Genomic DNA, 23,736 nt, shown 5'->3' on the forward strand with positions numbered 1-23,736 from the left:
TTTGGAAGTTTCTTAGTTTCTACGAAGCGGTAGCCTGGAATATCTTTCTTAGGTTGTTCGCCATCTTCACTTGGATTACCTGGAATTTCGTTTCCTTCTTTATCCTTGAATGATGTCTTAACTTTCTCATAAACGTGCTCTGTATCGCCATTTGGAAGTTTCTTAGTCTCTACGAAGCGGTAGCCTGGAATATCTTTCTTAGGAGTTGTACCTTCCTCAGTAGTTGTTCCTGGAATTACATTTCCATCTTTATCTTTATGAGTTGTTGTAACTTTCTCATAGATGTGTTTTGTATTTCCTTTTTCGTCTACTTCAGTTTTAACAATCTTGTATCCTGGGATATCTTTAGTTGGTTTAGTTCCATCTTCTGTTGGTGAAAGTGGGTTACCATCTTTATCAACAAATGAAGTATCAGGACGAACTGTTGGAGTGTACTTAGCTGTTACTGGTGTACCATTCTTATCTACACGTTTAACGGTTACGCCTGTTGCTTTACCTACGAAGTCAGGTTCTGGTGTGAAGGTTACTTTACCGTTTTCATCGATTGTGTATGTTCCTTCGCCTGGTACTTTCTTCTCAGTTGTGCCATCGTCAAATGTTGGTTTAACTGTTTCATCAATTTCAACTGGAACTTCCTTACCGTTGATTGTAACTTTTCCACCTTCAAATGTTGGTGTTCCTGATTGAGGTTGTCCTTTAGGACCTTCTGATTCAGTGTCTTTTGAAGTTGGTGTTACCGGAACCACTACTGGAGTGTACTTAGCTGTGATTGGTGTGCCGTTCTTATCCACACGTTTAACTGTTACGCCTGTCGCTTGACCAGTGAATGTTTTCTCTGGTGTGAATGTTACAGTACCGTTTTCATCGATTGTGTATGTTCCTTCACCTGGTACTTTCTTCTCAGTTGTACCATTATCAAATGTTGGTTTAATAGTTTCATCGATTTCTACAGTTTTTTCTTCACCGTTGACTGTTACTTTTCCACCTTCAAATGTTGGTGTTCCTGATTGAGTAGCACCTTGAACATTTGTAGTGATAACATCTGAACTTGTTGGTGTTGCTGGTTTTACAACTGGTGTGTAAGTAGCTTTAACTGGTGTACCATTCTTATCTTCGCGTTGAACTGTGACACCTGTTCCTTTACCTGTGAAGTTCTTTTCTGGTGTGAAGGTTACTGTACCATCTGGAGCTACTGTGTATGTTCCTTCACCTTCGATGGTTACTGAATCAACTGGATCTCCTGTTTTCGGATCTACCAATTTAGCTGGTTTATCTTCATCAATTTCAACAGTTTTTTCTTCACCATTTACAGTAACTTTTCCACCTTCAAATGTTGGTTTACCTGTTTGAGTTGAACCCTGGATATCTTCAGTTACTGCGTCTGTTCCTGTTGGTGTTGCTTTCTTAACAACTGGAGTGTATTTAGCTGTAACTGGTGTGCCGTTCTTATCTTCACGTTGAACTGTGACACCTGTTCCCTTACCTGTGAAGTTCTTTTCTGGTGTGAAGGTTACTGTACCATCTGGAGCTACTGTGTATGTTCCTTCACCTTCGATAGTTACTGAATCAACTGGATCTCCTGTTTTTGGATCTACCAATTTAGCTGGTTTATCTTCATTGATTTCAACAGTTTTCTCTTTACCATCAATTGTTACTGTTCCACCTTTGAATTCAGGTTTACCTGTTTGAGTTGAACCTTGAATATCTTCAGTTACTGCGTCTTTTCCTGTTGGTGTTACTGGTTTAACTTCTGGTGTGTATGTTGCTTTAGCTGGTGTTCCGTTCTTATCTTGACGTACTACCTCAACACCTTTAGCTACACCTGTAAATTGTGGCTCTGGCTTAAAGGTTACTGTTCCATCTGGAGCTACTGTGTATGTTCCTTCACCTTCTACAGTTAATGAATCTACTTTATCTCCTGTTTTTGGATCTACCAATTTAGCTGGTACTGTATCGTCGATTTCAACAGTTTTCTCTTCACCGTTAACCATAGCTGTTCCACCTTGGAATACTGGTTTGCCAGTTTGAGTTGCACCTTGAACATCTACAGTTTTAGCTGGTTCTGCTGTTGGTGTTGCAGGAATGATATTTGGAGTGTAAGTTGTAGAAACTTTTGTTCCATTTGCATCTTCTGCTTGAACTTCAGCTGGTAATACTTTACCAGTATAAGATTTATCTGTTGGTGTGAAGGTTACTTCTCCAGTTGCTGGATCGATTGAGTAAGTACCGATTGGAGTTACTCCGTCTTCAGCGTAAGCTGGAGTTGTTTGTCCTGCTGGAACTTCATTTCCTTCCTTATCAAGAAGCTTGTATGAGTTCTCTTTGATTGGAGCAATCTTATCTCCAGGAGAGAATGTTGGTGTTCCTTTTTGTGTTTCACCTTGGATAGCTTCGGATTTAGCTGGTTCTGCTGTTGGTGTTACCGGAGTGATCTTCGGTGTGTATGTTGTTTCTACAGCAGTTCCGTTCTTATCTTTAGCTTGGACACGTACTGGTTGTACATCACCTGAGTATGTCTTATCTGTTGGCTCAAATACCGCAACAGCTTTTCCATCTACAGTTTTAAGAGTGTACTTACCAATTACGTTTCCTTCTGGATCTTTAGCTGGTACTTCAGTAGCTGGTTGTCCATCTTCACCTAGAAGTGTGTAAGTAGATGGATCGATTTCTACAGTTTTTTCTTCACCCGCAATTGTAGTTTTTCCAGCTTCGAATGAAACTGTACTTTCTTGAGTTTTACCTTGAACATCTTCACTTGTAGCTGGTTCTGCTGTTGGTGTTACTCCTACGATTGTTGGTGTGTAAGTTGTCTTAACTTTAGTTCCATTCTTGTCTTCAGCTTGTACGTTGGCTGGTTGCACTGGTCCTACATAAGTTTTGTCAGTTGGTGTGAAGGTTACTTCACCTGTTGTTGGATCAACAGTGTATGTACCTACCTTGTTTCCATTTGGATCCAATGCATCAACTGGTCCAGTTGCTTCTGTTCCATCTGGATTCAATAGTTTGACAGAACCTTCTTTAATTGGAACTTCAGAATTTCCTTCTGTAAATGTAGGAGTTCCTTTTTGTGTTTCACCTTGTACTCCAGTTGAAGTAGCTGGGTCAGCTGTTGGTGTTACTGGTGTTACAGTTGGAGTGTATTTAGCTGTAGCTGTAGCTGTTACAGTGTTCCCATCTTTATCTTGACCTACTGGCGCTGTTAATGATACATCAATACCTTTAGCAGTTCCTGTAAATTGTGGTTCTGGTGTGAAGGTTACCGCTCCAGTTGTTGGATCGATTGTATAAGTTCCTTCACCTTTTACAGTTACTGTTGTTTCAGCTGTTGGTTTTCCAGTAGCTGGATCAACTAGTTTAGCTGGGTATTGTGCACTTGGAGTTACCGCATCTGGTGCAGTTCCATCACCATCTTTATCTACGTCGATTGAGAATTTAGGTGTTTTCGTTTGTGATTTACCTTGAATATCTGTCGATGTCTCAGGAGTTCCAACTATTTCTTTTGGAGTTACTGTTGGAATATAAACAGCATCCATTGTTTTAGTTCCAGTAGTATGTGTTCCATCATTAATGTTTTCTAGACCATGTTGATCCGTAAGTGCTGTCCATCCAGTTGAATGACCATTAGCATCTACAGCACGAAGTACGATACCATCTGCTTTACCAACAAAGTTAGGCTCTGGAGTGAAGGTAACTTTGTCATCAGTTACTGTATAAGTACCTTGACCTGCTTTAGTGTATGATTTCACCAAGTTTCCACTTGGATCTACAATCATAACACCTTGAGATTGTTTTTTCTTAGTTGTTTCTAAGCTAATAGAGTTTGGTTGTTCAGAGTAATCTAGTTTACCGTATGAATTGAAGGTAGTATTTCCGTTGTTTGAACCAAGGTTAGAAGCATCGTCCCCTAGAGCACGTGATACAAACTCGATACCTACAGACTGAGTTTCACCTTGTTTACCAGTTGTTTCTTCCTTATCTCCACGTGGAGGTAAAGCAACTTGAATTTGGTTATCTTCTACTTCACCTGAGAAAGCAATACCAGTAGGTTTGGTTACTTGTTTTTCAGATTTAGCAATACGTGTACGGAAGTTAACTTTATCTTTAGTTGTATCAATAACCTGAGTGTTTCGGAACACTAATTCCACTGTTTCATTGTTTCCAGTTACTTTAACGATATCAGATGCTTCACCTTCATCGAATTTACCGTTATTGTTGAAATCGATAAATCCACGCACATAAGCAGGTTCTACTGTACCTGTGTATTTGTCATTACCATTTGCTGAAGCAACTACTTTGACACGGTATGTATTATCTGCACCTTGGACAAGTTTAACTTCCGGTTCACCATTATCTTTATTGATATGAACATTTTCTGGAGCAATAAGTTGTGCTACACCTTCATCGCCATTGTCAGTAGCATCATCTGATCCAATACCGCGTACGCGCTCACCATTTTTCGCTTCAGGGTCAGCTTTTACTGTACCTAGATATGGTTGTTGAATTTCTTCTTTTTGATTGGTTGCATAGTCAGTAGTAGATGTTCTGAGAGAATGCTCTGCTTTACCATAAGATTCTGGCAGATCTCCAAAGTCTGATAAAGAGATACCAATCATAGATGACTGAGCTCCACCTGAAAGGATGTAGAACCCAATTTCTGTAGCTCCCGCTGTAGATACGATTGGTGTAGCTTTGTTACCACCTTCACCATTGATGTAGCTACCAAAGACTTGAGAACCTAATCCTGATGTTGCTGTATCAGGCGTTGAGAAAGCACCGTTCGCTAAGGCCTTCTGAAGTTTATCATCTGCAGGACGAAATTCTTGAGGGCTTGTGACATTTTTCATTTTCACATTAGGTTGATAAGGAGTTGTTTCTGATGCGTTACCTACCAATGCATATAAATCCCAAGGCGTTCCGTTTGTAGTGTAGATTTCACTTTCGTTTACCTTGATATCTTCACCAGATGTCATCAAAATAGTTGGTTTTGTTTTCTTACCATTGTACTCAGCATCAACACTAAATACTACACCACCAATAGTACCATTTTGTTGAATAGATTTATCATCAGTACCAGCAATGGTAGTTTTATAATCTCCAGTATCAAAACCTGCATTTTTCACGTGTGCCCATTTTGTTTGAGCAGAACCACCGATACCTGTCGCCTTTTTAAAGCTATTTACTGCATCTGGATTATAGGTATCTTCATTAGCAGTTCCTGCTACACGGTTTTTATAAGTTTCCGTAGCATGGAATGGTTTCAGTTCCTTAACAGTCAATGTTACAACATAACCTGGCATCAACTCTTTTCTGAAGGTTGAACCAATTTGAAGCTGACCATCTGCATCTAAGTTACTCCAAGCCGCTGTATCTGAAAAATCTAACCATTGGATTTGCTTAGAAGCTTCTTTTATCTCTTTATCATCTTTTCCTTTGTTCATGATAGGAATATCAGCCAAAGATGAGTAACCATGATCTGCCAACCATTTTTGTCCTGCTTCTGTAGAGGAGTCTTTAAGTGCTGTTGTTTGAGCATCTTCCAAGTTGACTGCGAACTTACCATCACGACCGATTCCTGCATTTTTCAATTCATTGTAAACTGCAAGGATTGATTCGTTAAGACGAGCCAATTGAGCATCTACTTGCTCTTTTGTGACACTCTTATCAGCCAATAAAGTTTTTGTTTCAGCAAGAACTGCTTGGTTTTTAGCTACTGCTGCTTCAACAGCTGCTTTGTTTTCTTCCTTCACTTCCTTCTTAGAAAGTTCAGATTTTGCAAGTCTGTTTGTTACATCTGCTTCTGATGAAGCTTTGTCAAGCGCTGATTTAGCTTCTGAAAGAGTTTTTTCTGCTGGAGTAGCTTTCTTTTCAGCTTCTGCTTTAGCCGCTTCTTTTTCAGCTGCTTGTTTTTTATCGAAACCAGCAGTATTTGATTCAGTAACTACAGTACTCAATGCTGATACAGTTTCTGCTTGTGCATCTACATCAGCTTGACTAGCATCTGCTTTTGCAAGAGTTGCTTTAGCTGCTGCCAATACTTCCTTAGCTGAGCTTACTACTGTAGCATCTGCATATTTAGCAGTTGAAAGTTTAGACTCCAAAGTTGCAATGCTTGCTTCTAGGACAGCTTTATTTACTTTTTTAGCTTCCTGTACTTTAACTTCAGGTTTTGCTTCTTCAACTTTAGTTTCTGGCTTAACGGCTTCCTTATCTTTATTAGAATCCGCTTGATTTGCTGGGGCAGTAGTTGCTGCTACTGATGCTTCTGCACCTTGAACTTCCGTTGCTGATACCGCACCATTTCCAAGGAACATCAAACCAGCTGCAATTGCTACTGATGCTGCTCCAAAGCTATATTTCCGGATACCATAACGGATGTACTTTTCTACTCTAAAATCTTGTTGTTGCTTGCCTTTCATTTAGACCCACAACCTCCTTTTTTATTTTGATGTCGATTTACAAGTTATTGATATCGAAAACTCACAGGTAACCTCAGATGAAACAAAAGATGTTAGAAGTGAAGCTTGATATCATAAAATTGTCTACAACATACAACTTTATGATATCATATTTTCTAGTCTGTAGCAAATAAAATGACTTATTTTTTTATTCTAAATTTAAAATAAATATTTTCCAAAAATACAACAATTTTCAGACTCTTTGAGTTGTAAAATAAGATGCATCAAACTGTCATAGGCCACACACTATATTTTTTCATAATCAGTATATTAATTTATATTAACTATACATGTATATTTTGTTTTCTTTTATTACAAACTTTCTTCTAATAAAGAGTACAATTTACTTGTTTCATTAATTCACTCTCCAGCTCATTAGCTTTATTTTAAATCCCAGTCAATTAAAAGATCTAGCTAGTTCATAACTCTAAAAATAGCTATCTCTATTTTAGACAGAATGAAGTAGATAGCAAGTAACCTTCCTTAAAAGAGAGGGACTTTCTATCCACTTTATTCTCCCTAACTGTGCTATACTTAGTTTATACTCAATGAAAATCAAAGAGCAAACTAGAAAACTAGCCGCAGGTTGCTCAAAGCACCGCTTTGAGGTTGCAGATAAAGTTGACGCTGTTTGAAGAGATTTTCGAAGAGTATTAGTACATTCTTTGAGATTGGAGCTAATATGAAAATCCATAAAACTGTGAATCCTGTTGCCTATGAAAATACTTATTACTTGGAAGATGAAAAACACCTCATCGTGGTCGATCCCGGTAGCCATTGGGAAGCCATTCGTCAGACAATAGAGAACATCAACAAACCGATCTGCGCTATTCTCCTTACCCACGCCCATTATGACCATATCATGAGTCTGGACTTGGTTCGCGAAACTTTTGGCAATCCTCCTGTCTATATCGCAGAGAGCGAAGCCAGCTGGCTCTATACTCCCGTCGATAATCTCTCTGGACTTCCCCGCCACGATGATATGGCAGATGTGGTCGCAAAACCTGCAGAACACACCTTTGTCTTTCATGAAGAATACCAACTAGAGGAATTTCGTTTCACTGTCTTGCCAACACCAGGTCACTCTATCGGTGGTGTTTCTATCGTCTTTCCTGATGCTCACCTAGTCTTGACGGGAGATGCTCTATTTCGAGAAACCATCGGACGGACCGACCTTCCGACTGGTAGCATGGAGCAACTCCTTCATAGTATCCAGACCCAACTCTTCACTCTACCAAACTATGATGTCTATCCAGGGCATGGTCCAGCTACTACTATTGCCCACGAAAAGACTTTCAATCCCTTTTTCTAGCAAGCAAAAAACCAAGGAATTTTTCTCCTTGGTTTTTGTGTACTGCTATTCAATTCTCCATTCTTTGACTTTAGAATCTAGCCTAGTTTTAAATTTCATCAAATACTAGTTGACTGGTGCAAATTCTTTCCAATCAAATTTAGCTAAATCAAGTTCATTAGAAGAAATCCCTAAGATTTGCTCTGGCTTTTGATCACTACCAATTTGAAAGATTCCTTCTTTAATCTTCTGTACTCCGTCTTTATCAAAAGCATATAGACTTAAGTTCATTTCTGGTCGTGTTGACTGCCAGTCTGCATATCTGACTTGACCATTTTCATAGATAACTAAACTGGAACGAAAACCACCTGCAGAAGCTACATAAGCTGTATGAAGCAACTTGGGTTGTTTATTCTCCAAATAGTAAATGGCCCCTATATATTTTTTATCTCCAATAATCAATTCATCCTGACCATCCTTATTTAAATCAGCAAACACATAATGAAGACTAGCTGGTTTATCGTAGGTGCTTAGTGTAAAGATATAGCTATACTCTTCAGAAAAAATCTTGTTCTGTTTCAACTTTTCATACAAGGATTCACGGTCACCACTACTTAAAAGTGCCTGATAGTGATTGTACCGCTCTATTACTTCCTCGTACAAATTTTTTCCTGTTTCACTTTTCTTTTCCATTGTTGTTGACGGTGTTTCCATTGAAGAACTTGTACTAGTTTGGCTCTCTGACTTCGTAGAGCTTTCCTTCTGTTCCTCTTTGGTAGAAGATGATTGTGTTGCCGAAGGTTCTATTTTTTCATCTTTTTTGTTTGCTCCACAAGATGCTAAAACAAAAACAGTAAGAATAGCTGAAAATATCATTAAAAATTTCTTCATGTTAACCTCTTTAACCCATTCTATGCAGATTTACGGATTTTAGTATTAGATTGGATTCATTACCAAATAATCACGCGATCTTCTGGTGAACGCCACATACCGTCTCCTTCTTTGACATCATAGGTTGTAAAGAAATCATCGAAGTTTGGTACTTGCACATTGACACGGAGTTTGGCTGGTGCGTGCACATCGACGCTAGCCAAAAGTTTCATAAATTCTGGACGACCTTTCATGCGCCAAATGCGACCGAAGTTGTAGAAAAATTCTTCTGCTGAGAAGTCTGGTTCTCTCTTGGCTGCTTCAAGCGCTGCAGCGATTCCTCCCAAGTCAGCCACGTTTTCTGAGACAGTCAATTTGCCGTTGATGGTTGCTCCATAAGAATCCTGTCCATCAAATTGGTCAATAACTTTTTGTGTTTTCTCCTTGAAGGCAGCATAGTCACTCTCTGTCCACCAATCCTTGAGGCTACCATTTTCATCAAAGGAAGCTCCGTTAGTATCAAAGGCGTGGGAAATTTCATGGGCAATAACTGCTCCAATACCACCGTAGTTAGCAGAAGATGACTGATGCAAGTCATAGAAAGGTGCTTGTAAAATAGCCGCTGGGAAGACAATCAGGTTCTTCTGTGGATTGTAGTAGGCATTGACCATATGAGCAGGCATGCCCCACTCCTTGTAGTCTACAGGCTGATTCCACTTGCTCCAACTGTGTTTGATTTCCACACGCGCAAAGGCCAGAGCATTATCAAAAAGACTAGCAGTCTCATCCACTACCTTGTCCTTGTAGCGTTCTGGCAATTCTTCTGGGTAACCGATATAAGGCTTGATGACATTGAGTTTGACGATGGCCTTGTCACGAGTTTCAGGAGTCAGCCAGTCATTTTTAGCCAAGCGTTCCTTATAGACATCAATCATGGTTGCCACTTTTTTCTCCACATCTGCCTTGGCCTCTGGAGAGAATTTTTCATGGGCATACCAGAGACCTAAAGCTTGCTTGAAAGGACCTTGTGCTAGCTGGTAGGCTGCCTTGATCTTGTCTTTAGCTTCTGGAACTCCTGAAAGCGCACGGCTATAGGCACCTGACAAGACACGAATTTCTTCTGTTAAATAGCTGGTTGAGAGATTGACAACACTTAAAATTAAGGTTGCCTTGAGGAGAGACCAAGCCTCTTCACTATAGAATTGGTCTGCTGCTTGCCAGAAACGTTCCTCGTCTACGATAACCTTGTCTGGTACTTGTCCAAGAACGGCTTGGAAGAAGTCATCCAAAGGTAGGGCAGGCGCAAATTTCTTGAAATCTTCGTAATCATATGGATGGTAAAGTTTAGCATACTCTGAACTTTCTTCATTAGAAAGCACCACTGCTGCAATTCGGCGATCCAATTCAAGTCTTTTCTCTAGCAAGTCTTCAATTTCTGCATCAGAGAAATCATAAGCCTTGAGAAGATTTGCGCTGCTTTCTTTCCAAAGAGTCAAGAGCTCTTCGCGCTGAGGATGGTCTTCTGCATAGTAGGTCGTATCTGGCAGGATCGTGCTTGGAGCACTGGCCCATAGAACATTGATTCTTGCATCCATAAAGTCTGGCGATACACCAAAAGGAAGGAAGTTAGGTTTTCCTGCAAGTTCAAACTCTGCTAGTCTAGCAGTGAAATCCGCAAAAGTCTCCAACTCTTGGAATTCTTTAAGGAGTGGTAAGACAGGTGTGATACCGTCAGCTTCTCTCTTATCAAAATCACGAACTAGGCGGTGGTATTTGACAAAGTTTGCCAAGATAGGATCCTCAGGCACCTCTTCTCCTGCCAACCACTTGTCTGTTGTCGCCAACATCAAGTCTTCAATTTCCTGGTCTAAATCAACAAAACCTCCCGTTTGAGACTTATCTGCTGGGATTTCAGCTGTCTTCTGCCATTCTCCATTGATGGCATCATAAAAATCATCTTGATAACGTGTCATCTTGTTCTCGCTTTCATTTTTTAAGTTATTGCTAGCTTAACAAAAATTGCTTGGGAATGCAATTAAAAATGGACTTTCCTTTTCCATCATTTTTCAGTTATTATTTTAAATTTTTCAAAAATTAACTTGACTTAATTTTTTTTTTAAGGTATATTAAGAGGCAGGAGGAATACAACTGTATGATACGTATCGAAAACCTCAGTGTCTCCTACAAAGAAACATTGGCACTTAAGGATATTTCACTAGTGCTCCAAGGACCAACAATTACCGGTATCATTGGTCCAAACGGTGCTGGAAAATCAACATTATTAAAAGGTATGCTGGGAATTATCCCACATCAAGGTCAGGCATTTCTCGATGACAAGGAAGTTAAAAAATCCTTACACCGAATTGCCTATGTCGAACAAAAAATCAATATCGACTACAACTTTCCCATCAAGGTCAAGGAATGCGTCTCGCTAGGACTCTTTCCCTCTATCCCTCTCTTTCGCAGTTTAAACGCTAAACATTGGAGAAAAGTAGAGGAAGCCCTTGAAATCGTCGGCCTAGCTGACTACGCAGAACGGCAAATCAGTCAACTGTCTGGAGGTCAGTTCCAGCGGGTTTTGATTGCCAGATGTTTGGTGCAGGAAGCCGATTATATCCTCTTGGATGAACCCTTTGTTGGGATTGACTCTGTCAGTGAGGAAATCATCATGAATACGCTGAGAGATTTGAAAAAAGCCGGTAAGACGGTTCTCATCGTCCACCACGACCTCAGCAAGGTTCCCCACTACTTCGATCAAGTCTTGCTTGTCAATCGAGAAGTGATTGCCTTTGGTCCGACCAAAGAAACCTTTACCGAAGCCAATCTCAAAGAAGCTTACGGTAATCGACTCTTTTTCAATGGAGGTGACCTATGATTGCAGAATTTATCGATGGATTACAAAAATTCCATTTCTTACAAAATGCCTTGATAACAGCCATTGTCGTCGGGGTCGTAGCTGGAGCTGTAGGATGTTTCATCATCCTACGCGGGATGTCACTCATGGGAGATGCCATTTCACATGCTGTCTTGCCAGGTGTAGCCCTCTCCTTCATCTTGGGCCTTGACTTCTTTATCGGAGCCATTGTCTTTGGATTGCTAGCTGCTATCATCATTACCTACATCAAGGGAAACTCGATTATCAAAAGCGATACCGCCATCGGCATTACCTTTTCTTCTTTCTTAGCCCTCGGTATCATCTTGATTAGTGTCGCTAAAAGTTCAACTGACCTTTTCCATATCCTTTTTGGTAATATCCTAGCCGTCCAAGATACGGATATGTTTATTACTATGGGTGTTGGGGCAGTCATTCTCTTGTTAATCTGGATTTTCTTCAAGCAACTCTTGATAACTTCCTTTGATGAACTCTTGGCCAAAGCCATGGGAATGCCTGTCAATTTCTATCACTACCTTCTCATGGTACTCTTGACTCTCGTGTCTGTGACAGCCATGCAAAGTGTCGGAACTATCCTGATTGTAGCCATGCTGATTACCCCAGCTGCAACTGCTTATCTGTATGCTAATAGCCTGAAAAGCATGATTTTCCTTTCCTCAACCTTTGGAGCTACAGCTTCAGTTTTGGGACTCTTTATCGGTTATAGCTTTAACGTTGCGGCAGGTTCTAGTATCGTGCTTACAGCCGCTAGTTTCTTTCTCATTAGCTTCTTTATCGCTCCAAAACAACGATATTTGAAACTAAAAAATAAACATTTGTTAAAATAAGGGGTAAAGCCCCAATAAATTGGAGGATCTAATGAAAAAATTAGGTACATTGTTGGTTCTTTTTCTTTCCGCCATTGTTCTCGTAGCATGTGCTAGCGGAAAAAAAGATGCAGCTTCTGGTCAAAAACTAAAAGTTGTTGCTACAAACTCTATCATCGCTGATATCACTAAAAATATTGCTGGTGACAAGATTGATCTTCACAGTATCGTTCCTGTTGGTCAAGACCCACACGAATACGAACCACTCCCTGAAGACGTTAAGAAAACATCTCAAGCTGATTTGATTTTCTACAACGGTATCAACCTTGAAAATGGTGGCAATGCTTGGTTTACAAAATTGATAGAAAATGCTAAGAAAACTGAAAACAAAGACTACTTTGCAGTCAGCGAAGGCGTTGATGTTATCTACCTTGAAGGCCAAAACGAAAAAGGCAAAGAAGACCCACACGCTTGGCTTAACCTTGAAAACGGGATGATTTTTGCTAAAAACATCGCAAAACAATTGAGTGCTAAAGACCCTAGCAACAAGGAATTCTACGAAAAAAATCTCAAAGAATATACTGATAAGCTAGACAAACTTGACAAGGAAGCTAAGGAGAAATTTAACAACATCCCTGCTGAGAAAAAACTCATTGTAACCAGCGAAGGATGCTTCAAATACTTCTCTAAAGCCTACGGTGTCCCAAGTGCCTACATCTGGGAAATCAATACTGAAGAAGAAGGAACACCTGACCAAATCAAGACCTTGGTTGAAAAACTTCGCCAAACAAAAACTCCTTCACTCTTTGTAGAATCAAGTGTGGATGACCGTCCAATGAAGACTGTTTCACAAGACACAAACATCCCAATCTACGCACAAATCTTTACTGACTCTATCGCAGAACAAGGTAAAGAAGGCGACAGCTACTACAACATGATGAAATACAACCTTGACAAGATTGCTGAAGGATTGGCAAAATAAGCCTCTGAAAAACGTCATTCTCACGTGAGCTGGCGTTTTTTCTATACCCATATTTCCGGTCAAATCATTGGAAAATTCTGGCTGTTTCAGCTAAAATGGAAGAAAAAAGATTGGAGTATCCTATGGTAACTTTTCTCGGAAATCCTGTGAGCTTTACAGGTAAACAACTACAAGTCGGCGACAAGGCACTTGATTTTTCACTCACTACAACAGACCTTTCTAAAAAATCTCTGGCTGATTTTGATGGCAAGAAAAAAGTCTTGAGTGTCGTGCCTTCTATCGATACAGGCATCTGCTCAACTCAAACGCGTCGTTTTAATGAAGAACTGGCTGGACTGGATAATACGGTTGTCTTGACTGTTTCAATGGACCTTCCTTTTGCCCAAAAACGTTGGTGCGGTGCTGAAGGTATTGAAAATGCCATCATGCTCTCAGACTACTTTGACCATTCCTTTGGACGTGATTACGCCCTCTTAATCAACGAATGGCATCTATTGGCACGCGCAGTCTTTGTCCTCGATACTGACAATACGATTCGCTACGTTGAATATGTGGACAATATCAACTCTGAACCAAACTTCGAAGCCGCAATTGCCGCTGCTAAAGAACTAAATTAGAAGCCATTGTGGCAGATAGCTAGAGAAATCTAGCTTTTTTTGATATACTAGATAAAGATATTAAACAAGAGGAAACGAATGACCCCGAATAAAGAAGACTATCTAAAATGTATTTATGAAATCGGCATAGACCTGCATAAGATTACCAACAAGGAAATTGCTGCCCGCATGCAAGTCTCTCCCCCTGCCGTAACTGAAATGATTAAACGGATGAAGAGTGAAAATCTCATCCTCAAGGACAAGGAATGTGGCTATCTACTGACTGATCTCGGACTCAAACTGGTCTCTGAGCTCTATCGTAAGCACCGCTTGATTGAAGTTTTTCTAGTCCATCATTTAGACTATACGAGTGACCAGATTCACGAGGAAGCTGAAGTCTTAGAACATACTGTCTCTGACCTATTCGTGGAGAGACTAGAAAAATTACTTGGATACCCCAAGACCTGTCCCCACGGCGGAACCATTCCTGCCAAGGGAGAACTCTTGGTTGAAATCAATAACCTCCCCCTTTCGGATATCAAAGAAGCTGGCGCCTACCGTCTGACTCGGGTTCACGATAGTTTTGACATTCTCAATTATCTGGACAAGCATGCGCTTCACATCGGTGATCAGCTCCAAGTTCAGCAGTTTGATGGCTTCAGCAATAGCTTCACTATCTTCAGTAAAAACGAGAATTTACAAGTAAGTATGGATATTGCCAAACAACTCTACGTCGAAAAAATCGACTAATTTCTCAAGCACCCCAACCAACCCTGAAAGTTTAATTTTCAGGGTTTTATTTCTAGCATTTGATTTTGCTTTCATTTAGTTGTAGAATATTTGTTAAAAAAGAAAGATAGTTTAAACTATGAAAAAATCACTAAAAATTTTTGCGACATCCAAATGGTTTGACCTCTTTGGAGTTGCTCTGGTCGTTGGGATTGCGATTGCATCTGGTTACCTCAACTCACGCCTCGATAAATTCGTAGACTGGGGACCATGGACTGCCCTTGTCCCCTTTGGATTGATTTCCGTAACCAACGTTGGGATTTCTATGTTGTCCACTCGTTTCACGGGAAAATTAAGCAAATGGGGAAATTACTTTGGTATTGTTAATACCATTTTGTCTGGTAGCATTGATTATATCCTTGGAAATAAGGCGGCCATTATCACCTATCCCGTCACCTTCCTCATTTATACCTTTGCGATTAAGAAATGGGAAGCTTCGCAAGAAGGCAGACCCAACCAAATGAGCCAAAAACAGGTAAAGTTGGCGGCCATCATCATTTCCATCATCGCCTTCCTCTTTGCCTTTGTGACCAACTATATCGGTTATGGAGGCAAGATGAATCTCCTTGCCTACGTGACAACTATTGCCTTTGCACTGTCCCTCATTGCCAATGCTTTAAACGCACTGAAACTGACAACTCAATGGGGCTTTTGGTTGATTTACAATTTTGTACAGCTGACAAAGGCTGGCATTCAAGGAAACTTCGCCAATATCGGTAAATACATCTTTTATATCCTCAATGCAATCGGAGCTTTATTTGTCTGGAATGATGAAGAAACTAGATAATAGAGGGAAACTCAAATAAAGAAAGCAAGTTGACTTAATAAAATGCCCTTTCTGCTATTTTTTATCATTTTAGTTGTAACTCCCATTCTTTTGGAGTAGAATGAAGATAGATAAAAGAGGGAGGTCATCTTATGAAAAATCTCTTTAGAATCCATTTTACAGCAATTGCAGTCATGGATTTGCTACTACTTGCATTCTTTAGCACTAGACCCGAGACAGCTTTCGACTGGCTCTTGCTCACTGGTTTTATTTTCATCCTTGCTCAGGGACTACTGCTATTTCGCTTGGTTGTCCGACTCAAACATCAATTCGCTGAGATTTATCCTCAAATCAATAAAAAGATTCGCTTCTACTATTTAGGGGTTCTCTCCATTGATTTTCTATTTTTTGTCCTTTTAGCCTTCGTTAGTTCTCAGCGTTTTTACTCTCTTATGCCAATCATCACTGCTTGCCATTCTACTTTTTATTATAGGACAGCGGACTACCTAAGAAACAACTATCCAGACTTTTATGACAAACGCATCTCTTTATGGGAGTGTCTCTAAGGAGAAGGAGGTTCTAGCATGAAAAAAATCATCTTCATCAAAACCATTCAAATCCTTGTTATTGATGGAATCATGCTGGCTTTTTTGGCATTTAAAGAGGAACTTACTTGGGATTGGATTTTGATTTATAGTGGTTGGCTCATTTTCTTTCATCCTGTGCTATTGACCTATCTGTCCAACCAGCTTTGTGACCACTTTAGTCAACTCTATTCCCAGATTAGACCGAGATTCTGGCGCTTTGCATTACAAATCCTCCTATGGGATAGCCTGATGATTCTCTCCTTGATATGTTTAAGTGGTATCCCACTTTTCCTTCAGGGAATTCTCCTAATCCTAGGACACCTCATCCCTTCCTATCACATAAGCCAAAGTTTGAAAAGAGACTTCCCCAAGGCCTATCAGGAACAGATTTCATTTTGGAGTATTTTATGATAGATGAGAAAAACCAAGCCGGCCGGGCTTGGTCTTTCTTATCTATTTTTAGTATCAAGAATAATGGTAACTGGTCCATCATTAACCAGCTCAACCTGCATGTCCGCACCAAAGATACCTGTCTGAACGGGCACTTCCTGCGCTAATTTTTGATTGAAAGCGTCATAGAAGTCTGATGCCATATCAGGCTTGGCTGCACCTGTGAAGGCTGGACGATTGCCCTTCTTAGTATCCGCAAAGAGAGTAAACTGAGAAATAGAGAGGATTTCTCCCTCAATATCTTTGACAGACAGGTTCATCTTGCCTTCTGCATCTGAAAAAATCCGCATGTTGACAAGCTTTCTCACAGCATAGTCCAAATCTTCCTCTTGGTCCTCTGGTCCAACACCAACCAGCAATAAGAGTCCCTGATTAATTTTTCCCTGAACCTGACCTTCGATACTCACTTGGGCTTTTGTAACCCGTTGGATAATGATTTTCATAATAGCCTTTCTAGTAAGAGCTAGGACAATTAGCCGTTGGTCCGTTTGACAGAATAGACCTCTGGCACACTCTTAATCTTGTCCACAACCGTGGTTAGAGTTGAGAGGTTGGCAATGCCGAAGGACACATGGATATTAGCAAATTTCATATCCTTGGTTGGTTGGGCATTGACTGTTGAGATATTCTTGGTTGTGTTTGAAAGAACTTGCAGTACATCGTTCAACAGTCCTGTACGGTTGAGGCCATAAATATCGATATGAGCCATATACTCCTTATTTGAGCTAGAGTACTGGTCTTCCCATTCCACATCAAGGAGACGTTGCTCGTAGTTTTCTTGGGCACGCAGGTTCATACAGTCCACACGGTGAATAGCTACACCACGCCCCTTGGTGATATAGCCAACAATATCATCACCAGGAACAGGATTACAACACTTAGCAATCCGCACGAGTAGACCTGAGGCACCTTCAATGACCACACCACCCTCATGCTTGACCTTGAGGGTCTCTTTATTTTCAACTTTGATTTCGCCGCCTTTGACAAGTTCTTCCGCCTCCGCCTTGGCCTTGGCACGCTCTTCCTCACGGCGTTCCTTTTCAGTTAGACGGTTAAAGACGGTAATAGCACCGATTTCTCCAAAACCAATGGCCGCAAATAGGGATTCTTCTGTCTTGTAGCTGGTCTTTTGCAGAACTTGGTCCATGTGACGCTTGTCCATAAATTTATTGGCCACATAGCCATTTTCTTGGAACTGGGCCATCAACATTTCACGACCCTTATTGACAGACAATTCTTTATCTTGGTTTTTAAAGAACTGACGAATCTTGTTGCGCGCCTTGCTGGTCTTGACCATATTGAGCCAGTCACGGCTCGGTCCAAAGGAATTCGGATTGGTAACAATTTCAACCTGATCCCCTGTCTTGAGCTTAGTTGTCAGCGGAACCATGCGACCATTGACCTTGGCACCAGTCGCTTTTTCCCCTACTTTTGTATGGATTTCGTAGGCAAAGTCAATTGGTCCTGAATCTTTTGGAAGAGAACGGACAGCTCCATCTGGGGTAAAGACGTAAATCTCCTCAGCCAGATAGTTTTCCTTGACAGAGTCCACAAATTCTTTAGCATCATCAGCCTGGTCTTGGAGTTCCATCATCTCCTTGATCCAGTTCATTCCAATAGCAGATTCCTTGCTGTTGACCTGCCCCTTGATACCTTTCTTATAAGCCCAGTGAGCCGCAACCCCGTACTCAGCCACCTCGTGCATTTCCTTGGTCCGAATCTGGAATTCAATCGGCCCTTTTGGTCCATAAACAGTCGTATGGATAGACTGGTAACCATTGGCCTTGCGGTTAGCGATATAGTCTTTGAAGCGACCAGGCATCGGCTTCCAAAGTTCATGCACGTAACCAAGCATGGCATAGACATCACTTTGGGTATCCAAAATACAACGAATGGCAATCAGGTCATAGATCTCCTCAAAACGTTTTCTCTTATCCTGCATTTTGCGGAAAATCGAGTAAATATGCTTGGGACGACCGTAAATCTTCCCTTTCAAGTGACGATCTGTCGTATATTCCTCTAATTTTGTGACTACCTCATCCACCAAGGCTTCACGCTCTCTGCGCTTTTCCTTCATCATATGGGTAATCTTGTAAAACTCCGTTGGATTGAGATAACGGAAAGATAGGTCTTCTAATTCCCATTTGACGCTAGAAATCCCCAAACGGTGAGCAAGCGGGGCATAGATTTCCATAGTTTCTTTAGAAATACGCTCCTGTTTGTCTTTTCGAAGGTGTTTCAGGGTCCTCATATTGTGCAAGCGGTCAGACAGTTTGACCAAAATAACACGGATGTCCTCAGACATGGCCATGAGCATCTTGCGATGATTTTCCGCTAATTGCTCCTCGATTGATTTGTACTCGACCTTACCAAGCTTGGTAACCCCATCAACGATTACCCGCACATCAGGGCCAAATTCTCTCTCCAAATCATCCAAGGTCGCATCTGTATCTTCCACAACATCATGCAAGAAACCACAAGCTACTGTTACAGCATCCAACTTGAGCTTAGCTAAAATACCTGCCACTTGGATAGGATGAATGATATAAGGCTCGCCTGATTTGCGGTATTGACCACTATGGCAATCCACCGCATAGACCAAGGCCTTATGGACAAAATGGACATCCTCTTCCGTCAAATATTCTTTGGTTAAAGCGACAACTTCTTCGCCTGTTAAATTCACTTCTTTTGGCATCTCTACTCTCCAATTCTTCCTACCATTTTATCACTTTTTTAAGAATATGAAAACTAGAAAATTCCCTCTCAATCAATTCACATCTCAAAAAACACTGCCAGATTTCTAGCAGTGTTTTGAGTTTCATTTATCTTAGTAGACTGTTTTTTCAGTTTCTACATCGAAGAAGTGTGCTTTGTTCAAGTCAAATCCAAGTTCAACTGTTGCACCTGTTTGCAAGTAGTCACGAGCATCAACTTTGGCAACAAATTCATCTTTACCAACTTGGCAGTAAAGGTGAGATTCTGAACCAAGCAATTCTGATACTGAGATAGTAGCTTTGACAACTGATTCTGGGAATGTTTCAAGGAAAGCAGGTTCTGCATTCACGTCTTCTGGACGGATACCGAAGATCAATTCTTTACCTTCGTAGCCTTTTTCACGAAGAACTTTCAATGCTCCTTCTGGCACTTTCAAACGGAAACCGTCAGAAACTATTTCGCTACCAACCAATTTCACGTTGATGAAGTTCATAGCTGGGCTTCCGATAAATCCTGCTACGAATTTATTAACTGGGTTTTTGTAAACTTCTTGAGGAGTACCGATTTGTTCTACACGTCCGATAGTACCTGTACCAGCAGGGTTCTTAGTTGCTGACATGATAACGATACGGTCTGCCAGTGTCATCGCTTCTGTTTGGTCGTGAGTTACGTAGATAGTTGTAGCTCCGATACGACGGTGGATTTTCGCAATTTCAGCACGCATTGATACACGAAGTTTGGCATCCAAGTTTGACAAAGGTTCGTCCATCAAGAACACTTTTGCATCACGGACGATTGCACGACCCATGGCAACACGTTGACGTTGACCACCTGAAAGGTCAGCAGGTTTACGTTCCAAGAATTCTTTCAATCCAAGGATTTCAGCTGCTTCTTGCACACGTTTGTCGATGTCTTCTTTGCTGTATTTACGCAATTTCAAACCGAAAGCCATGTTGTCATAAACAGTCATGTGTGGATAAAGAGCATAGTTTTGGAATACCATGGCAATGTCACGGTCTTTTGGAGCTACGTCGTTGACAACCACGCCATCGATAGATGCAGTTCCTTCTGTGATATCTTCAAGACCAGCAATCATACGAAGAGTTGTTGATTTACCACATCCTGAAGGACCTACGAAAACGATAAATTCTTTGTCTTTGATGTCCAAGTTGAAGTCTTCAACTGAATAGTGTTCGCTGTTTGGATATTTTTTGTAAATGTTTTTAAGATTCAATTCTACCATGAGGTGAACTCCTTTTGTCTTTTGATAGTTTTATTATAGATGAAAACGCTTTACATTTCTATGGCAAGATGACCAAAAAAATAAAAAAGTTCTGTGCAACTTGCACAAAACTTTATAAAATATCTGGTAAAATCAATTGATAACACAAGGTCAGGTCGGTCAATTCCTTCAACTGAAGCCCTGTTAATTCTTCCCATTTATCAATCTTGTATTGGAGAGAATTGCGGTGCAGATAGAGTTGCTGGGCTGTTTTAGTAAGAACAGCACTATTTTCCCAAAGAGAGAGAATGATTTCCTGAATCTGATCCTGGTCCAAAATCATCTGATGTAGACATTCCTTGATTGCCTTCAAATCCACGAGCCTTTCTCCCATACTCCAAAGATAGAGCTGAGAAAAAGTATGAACACCTTGGTGACCCTGACGCCACCAAGTCTTGAACAAATCGCGCTCAGCTTTGATTAAGTCTGATAGGGCTTGATTTCCAGTCTGAGACCAAACCTGGCCTAACATGATAGAGAGACGCAGTCCAAAGTCATACTCAACCGCTTCAATTGTATCACTTAAAATAGCTCGTACAGAAGTGTATTTATCTTGTTGAAGTACGAAAACATAATCCTGAGCTCCGACCTGAATCACCGTCTGACAGTTCGGAAAAAGAGTCCGCATCATATCTAGCCAAGAAGCTAGATTTTCCTGCTGAAAATAGGAAAGATGGCAATAAACCAACTGAATCTTTTTAAAAGTTTTCGGTGCCTGTCCCTTGCCCTCAACCAGATAAGAATACCAAGGATTGAGCGAACGAGCCTGCTCCTGCTGAGTCAAAAGGGCAACCAACTGCTTTTCACGCTCGCTGAGCCCAGCTTCCTCCAGCAAAATCCACTGCTGAGAAGCTAAAGGGAGAGTGAGATAGCCCTCTTTCTCTACTGGTTGGTCTGAAATCTGAGCCTCAGGAAACCAGTCTTGTAGTTCTTTTGCCATCATGTCCTAGCCCTCCACTTTTTGGATGCACCAAGAAATCAAGCTCTCAAGACGTTCCAGATTTTCAGTCATATGGAGATAACCCATGACTGCTTCAAAACCTGTGGACATGCGGTAAGTCACCACATCAGCATTTTTAGCCTTGGTATGGCTATTGGTATTGCGACCACGTTTGTAGATTTCCTCTTCTTTTTCCGTCAGGACTTGCTCCTCCAACATAAGAGAAATCAGGCGAGCCTGAGCCTTAGCTGACACATACTTGGTCGCTTCTTGGTGGAGTTTATTGGGTTTGGTCATACCTTTAAGAATGAGGTGACGACGAATATACATAGAATACACCGCATCTCCTTCAAAGGCTAGCGCAATCCCGTTAATGAGATTGACATCAATCACGTGTCCACCTCACTCCATCTTTGGTGTCAAGGAGCTTAATCCCTTGAGCAGCCAATTGGTCACGGATCTGGTCCGCTGTAGCAAAGTCACGATTGGCACGCGCTTCTTGGCGTTTTTGGATTAAGTCTTCAATCTCTGCATCCAAAACTTCCTCAATAAAGACAATTCCAAAGACCTCTAACATAGCCGCAAGAGCTTCCTTAACACTTGCATCATAGTTTCCAGAATTGATCCACTTGGCCATTTCAAAGACTACTGTGATACCGTTGGCAGCGTTGAAATCCTCATCCATAGCTGCTATAAACTTGTCTTTAAAGGCTTGTAACTCTTGGGCGTCCACATTTCCTGTAAATGGTTGCTCATAAGTGTTCTTCAAATACTTGAGATTGGTCTCAGCGTCTCGCACTGCCTTTTCCGTAAAGTTGATAGGCTTGCGGTAATGCTGAGTCGCAAAGAAGAAACGAAGCACTTGCCCATCAAGAGTTTTAAGGGCATCGTGCACTGTGATAAAGTTACCCAAGGATTTGGACATCTTGACATTATCAATATTGACAAAGCCATTATGCATCCAATAGTTGGCAAAGGTCTTGCCAGTTTTGGCTTCTGACTGGGCAATTTCATTGGTATGATGAGGAAACTCTAGGTCGGCTCCACCACCGTGAATATCAATGGTGTCGCCCAAAATCTCTGTCGACATGACTGAACACTCGATGTGCCAGCCCGGACGACCAGGTCCCCAAGGACTGTCCCAAGAAATCTCGCCTGATTTGGCAGCTTTCCAGAGGGCAAAGTCTACAGGATTTTCCTTACGTGCCGTTTCTTCATCGGTACGACCTGAAGCACCTAGTTCCAAATCTTCCAAGGTTTTATTTGCTAATTTAGCATAGTTGTGGGATTTTTCCACACGGAAGTAAACATCTCCTTGGCTCTCATAGGCAAAACCTTTTTCAATCAAGTCTTCCACAAAACGGATGATGTCAATCATAAACTCCACTACACGCGGATGGCGAGTCGCAGGTTTGACGCCCAAGGCCGTCACATCCTCACGAAAGGCAACGATGTACTTGTCCGCAACCTCCTGTGGCGTAATGCCTTCTTCCTTGGCACGGTTGATAATCTTATCATCCACATCCGTAAAATTGGAAATATAGGCAACCTCATACCCACGGTACTCAAAATATCGACGAATGGTATCAAAAGCTACCGTCGAACGGGCATTCCCCACGTGGATATAGTTATACACGGTTGGCCCACAAACATACATCTTGACTTTGCCGTCCTCAATCGGGACAAACTCTCGCAAATCACGAGACATGGTATCGTAAATTTTAATCATGCGGTCCACTCCCTTCTCTATTTCTGACTTTTTCGGCTGAAAACCAGCTCTGCAAAAGGACCAAATTGTCTGAGGCTATCCAGTTGGTAAAAGCGCTGCCCTTCCTCTTGGGTAAAGAAGGGAACCCCCTTTCCTAGGATAAGGGGCGCTATCTGAACAATGAGGTGGTCGAAAAGATCCGCATCCAAGAGCGGTCCTACTAAGGAATTACCACCAATCACAAAGACATTTTTGCCTTTGTCAATTTGGTGAACAAAGTCCACCACATCCCCAGCTACTGGCTGGTAATTGCTGACAGGCAGGTTTCTATCATGCGTAAAGACATAGTTTTCCGTAGCTTGATAAAAACTTTCTACATCTTGCAAATCTTGGATTTCCTCAAAGGTCCGCTTGCCCATGATGGTGATATCCATTTGCCTGTAAAAGTCATCATAGCCTGTATCCTCTACAGAACCAAGCTGATGCAGCCAGTCTATCCTGTGCTGGCTGTCTGCCAAGTAGCCATCCATGGTGATACAGCCGTAAAAATATACTGCCATTCTTGTAGTTTCCTTTCTAGTTCTACTTCGCCTTCACTTAGCGGGA

Annotated in this window: 19 protein-coding genes; 9 read left to right on the forward strand and 10 right to left on the reverse strand. The window is 41.2% G+C overall.

What is annotated here, in order from left to right; all coding sequences use genetic code 11:
• On the reverse strand, positions 1-6,416 hold a 6,416-nt coding region (locus N8M95_RS03045; RefSeq protein ID WP_261116600.1), incomplete at its 3' end, for an Ig-like domain-containing protein.
• A 721-nt stretch (positions 6,417-7,137) separates the two neighbouring features.
• On the opposite strand from N8M95_RS03045, the gene N8M95_RS03050 reads away from it, so the two are divergent.
• Positions 7,138-7,767, forward strand: coding sequence for an MBL fold metallo-hydrolase (locus tag N8M95_RS03050; RefSeq protein ID WP_261116601.1), 630 nt, complete (start codon positions 7,138-7,140; stop codon positions 7,765-7,767).
• Between the two features lie 105 nt (positions 7,768-7,872).
• Here N8M95_RS03050 and N8M95_RS03055 read toward each other — a convergent pair whose 3' ends face one another.
• Together N8M95_RS03055 and pepO are read right to left on the reverse strand one after the other, a co-directional pair.
• Complete coding sequence (locus N8M95_RS03055; RefSeq protein WP_261116602.1) at positions 7,873-8,637, reverse strand: hypothetical protein; 765 nt, start codon at positions 8,635-8,637, stop codon at positions 7,873-7,875.
• Positions 8,638-8,696: 59 nt separating this feature from the next.
• Positions 8,697-10,589 (reverse strand): endopeptidase PepO, encoded by a 1,893-nt coding sequence (pepO, locus tag N8M95_RS03060; RefSeq protein ID WP_261116603.1) that lies wholly within the window; start codon positions 10,587-10,589, stop codon positions 8,697-8,699.
• A gap of 179 nt (positions 10,590-10,768) precedes the next feature.
• On the opposite strand from pepO, the gene N8M95_RS03065 reads away from it, so the two are divergent.
• From N8M95_RS03065 to N8M95_RS03100, 8 genes are all read left to right on the forward strand, one after another.
• A complete protein-coding gene (locus N8M95_RS03065) occupies positions 10,769-11,491 on the forward strand; it encodes a metal ABC transporter ATP-binding protein (protein WP_064276573.1) in 723 nt (240 codons plus the stop codon).
• Positions 11,488-12,336 carry a metal ABC transporter permease gene (locus N8M95_RS03070; RefSeq protein ID WP_000559787.1) on the forward strand — a complete coding sequence of 283 codons (849 nt, stop codon included), beginning with the start codon at positions 11,488-11,490 and terminating at the stop codon, positions 12,334-12,336. The genes N8M95_RS03065 and N8M95_RS03070 overlap by 4 nt, the downstream gene beginning before the upstream one ends.
• A 31-nt stretch (positions 12,337-12,367) precedes the next feature.
• Positions 12,368-13,297 carry a metal ABC transporter substrate-binding lipoprotein/adhesin PsaA gene (psaA, locus tag N8M95_RS03075; protein ID WP_140223943.1) on the forward strand — a complete coding sequence of 310 codons (930 nt, stop codon included), beginning with the start codon at positions 12,368-12,370 and terminating at the stop codon, positions 13,295-13,297.
• Positions 13,298-13,419: 122 nt separating this feature from the next.
• Positions 13,420-13,914 carry a thiol peroxidase gene (gene tpx, locus N8M95_RS03080; protein WP_033682328.1) on the forward strand — a complete coding sequence of 165 codons (495 nt, stop codon included), beginning with the start codon at positions 13,420-13,422 and terminating at the stop codon, positions 13,912-13,914.
• A gap of 78 nt (positions 13,915-13,992) precedes the next feature.
• Positions 13,993-14,643, forward strand: coding sequence for a metal-dependent transcriptional regulator (locus tag N8M95_RS03085; protein WP_261116604.1), 651 nt, complete (start codon positions 13,993-13,995; stop codon positions 14,641-14,643).
• 118 nt (positions 14,644-14,761) lie between these two features.
• Positions 14,762-15,469 (forward strand): nicotinamide mononucleotide transporter, encoded by a 708-nt coding sequence (locus tag N8M95_RS03090; protein ID WP_192851482.1) that lies wholly within the window; start codon positions 14,762-14,764, stop codon positions 15,467-15,469.
• 131 nt (positions 15,470-15,600) lie between these two features.
• Positions 15,601-16,014, forward strand: coding sequence for a hypothetical protein (locus tag N8M95_RS03095; RefSeq protein WP_261116605.1), 414 nt, complete (start codon positions 15,601-15,603; stop codon positions 16,012-16,014).
• 18 nt (positions 16,015-16,032) lie between these two features.
• Positions 16,033-16,446: a hypothetical protein gene (locus tag N8M95_RS03100; RefSeq protein WP_261116606.1), complete on the forward strand. Its 414-nt coding sequence runs from the start codon at positions 16,033-16,035 to the stop codon at positions 16,444-16,446.
• Between the two features lie 38 nt (positions 16,447-16,484).
• On the opposite strand, the gene dtd is transcribed toward N8M95_RS03100, so the two are convergent.
• The 7 genes from dtd to N8M95_RS03135 all read right to left on the reverse strand — a co-directional run bounded on the left by dtd (position 16,485) and on the right by N8M95_RS03135 (position 23,690).
• Complete coding sequence (gene dtd / locus N8M95_RS03105; RefSeq protein ID WP_004255596.1) at positions 16,485-16,928, reverse strand: D-aminoacyl-tRNA deacylase; 444 nt, start codon at positions 16,926-16,928, stop codon at positions 16,485-16,487.
• 29 nt (positions 16,929-16,957) lie between these two features.
• Entirely contained in the window at positions 16,958-19,180 is a 2,223-nt protein-coding gene (locus N8M95_RS03110) for a RelA/SpoT family protein (RefSeq protein ID WP_033682187.1), read from the reverse strand.
• A 132-nt stretch (positions 19,181-19,312) separates the two neighbouring features.
• A complete protein-coding gene (locus N8M95_RS03115) occupies positions 19,313-20,443 on the reverse strand; it encodes an ABC transporter ATP-binding protein (RefSeq protein WP_000229952.1) in 1,131 nt (376 codons plus the stop codon).
• A 112-nt stretch (positions 20,444-20,555) separates the two neighbouring features.
• Positions 20,556-21,425, reverse strand: a complete 870-nt coding sequence (locus tag N8M95_RS03120; RefSeq protein ID WP_261116607.1) for a PucR family transcriptional regulator — start codon at positions 21,423-21,425, stop codon at positions 20,556-20,558.
• A gap of 3 nt (positions 21,426-21,428) precedes the next feature.
• Positions 21,429-21,815 (reverse strand): Mini-ribonuclease 3, encoded by a 387-nt coding sequence (locus tag N8M95_RS03125; RefSeq protein ID WP_000567927.1) that lies wholly within the window; start codon positions 21,813-21,815, stop codon positions 21,429-21,431.
• A complete protein-coding gene (cysS, locus tag N8M95_RS03130) occupies positions 21,808-23,151 on the reverse strand; it encodes a cysteine--tRNA ligase (RefSeq protein WP_261027485.1) in 1,344 nt (447 codons plus the stop codon). Before cysS ends, N8M95_RS03125 begins: the two co-directional genes overlap by 8 nt.
• A 17-nt stretch (positions 23,152-23,168) precedes the next feature.
• Entirely contained in the window at positions 23,169-23,690 is a 522-nt protein-coding gene (locus tag N8M95_RS03135) for a dihydrofolate reductase family protein (RefSeq protein WP_120769870.1), read from the reverse strand.
• Positions 23,691-23,736: the final 46 nt, after the last annotated feature.

This window comes from Streptococcus mitis, assembly GCF_946190325.1.
GTDB classification, from domain to species: domain Bacteria; phylum Bacillota; class Bacilli; order Lactobacillales; family Streptococcaceae; genus Streptococcus; species Streptococcus mitis_CF.

Coding starts and splice junctions, on each gene's coding strand:
- N8M95_RS03050 (WP_261116601.1), top strand. CDS start 7,138: ATGAAAATCCATAAAACTGTGAATCCTGTTGCCTATGAAAATACTTAT.
- N8M95_RS03055 (WP_261116602.1), bottom strand. CDS start 8,637: ATGAAGAAATTTTTAATGATATTTTCAGCTATTCTTACTGTTTTTGTT.
- pepO (WP_261116603.1), bottom strand. CDS start 10,589: ATGACACGTTATCAAGATGATTTTTATGATGCCATCAATGGAGAATGG.
- N8M95_RS03065 (WP_064276573.1), top strand. CDS start 10,769: ATGATACGTATCGAAAACCTCAGTGTCTCCTACAAAGAAACATTGGCA.
- N8M95_RS03070 (WP_000559787.1), top strand. CDS start 11,488: ATGATTGCAGAATTTATCGATGGATTACAAAAATTCCATTTCTTACAA.
- psaA (WP_140223943.1), top strand. CDS start 12,368: ATGAAAAAATTAGGTACATTGTTGGTTCTTTTTCTTTCCGCCATTGTT.
- tpx (WP_033682328.1), top strand. CDS start 13,420: ATGGTAACTTTTCTCGGAAATCCTGTGAGCTTTACAGGTAAACAACTA.
- N8M95_RS03085 (WP_261116604.1), top strand. CDS start 13,993: ATGACCCCGAATAAAGAAGACTATCTAAAATGTATTTATGAAATCGGC.
- N8M95_RS03090 (WP_192851482.1), top strand. CDS start 14,762: ATGAAAAAATCACTAAAAATTTTTGCGACATCCAAATGGTTTGACCTC.
- N8M95_RS03095 (WP_261116605.1), top strand. CDS start 15,601: ATGAAAAATCTCTTTAGAATCCATTTTACAGCAATTGCAGTCATGGAT.
- N8M95_RS03100 (WP_261116606.1), top strand. CDS start 16,033: ATGAAAAAAATCATCTTCATCAAAACCATTCAAATCCTTGTTATTGAT.
- dtd (WP_004255596.1), bottom strand. CDS start 16,928: ATGAAAATCATTATCCAACGGGTTACAAAAGCCCAAGTGAGTATCGAA.
- N8M95_RS03110 (WP_033682187.1), bottom strand. CDS start 19,180: ATGCCAAAAGAAGTGAATTTAACAGGCGAAGAAGTTGTCGCTTTAACC.
- N8M95_RS03115 (WP_000229952.1), bottom strand. CDS start 20,443: ATGGTAGAATTGAATCTTAAAAACATTTACAAAAAATATCCAAACAGC.
- N8M95_RS03120 (WP_261116607.1), bottom strand. CDS start 21,425: ATGATGGCAAAAGAACTACAAGACTGGTTTCCTGAGGCTCAGATTTCA.
- cysS (WP_261027485.1), bottom strand. CDS start 23,151: ATGATTAAAATTTACGATACCATGTCTCGTGATTTGCGAGAGTTTGTC.
- N8M95_RS03135 (WP_120769870.1), bottom strand. CDS start 23,690: ATGGCAGTATATTTTTACGGCTGTATCACCATGGATGGCTACTTGGCA.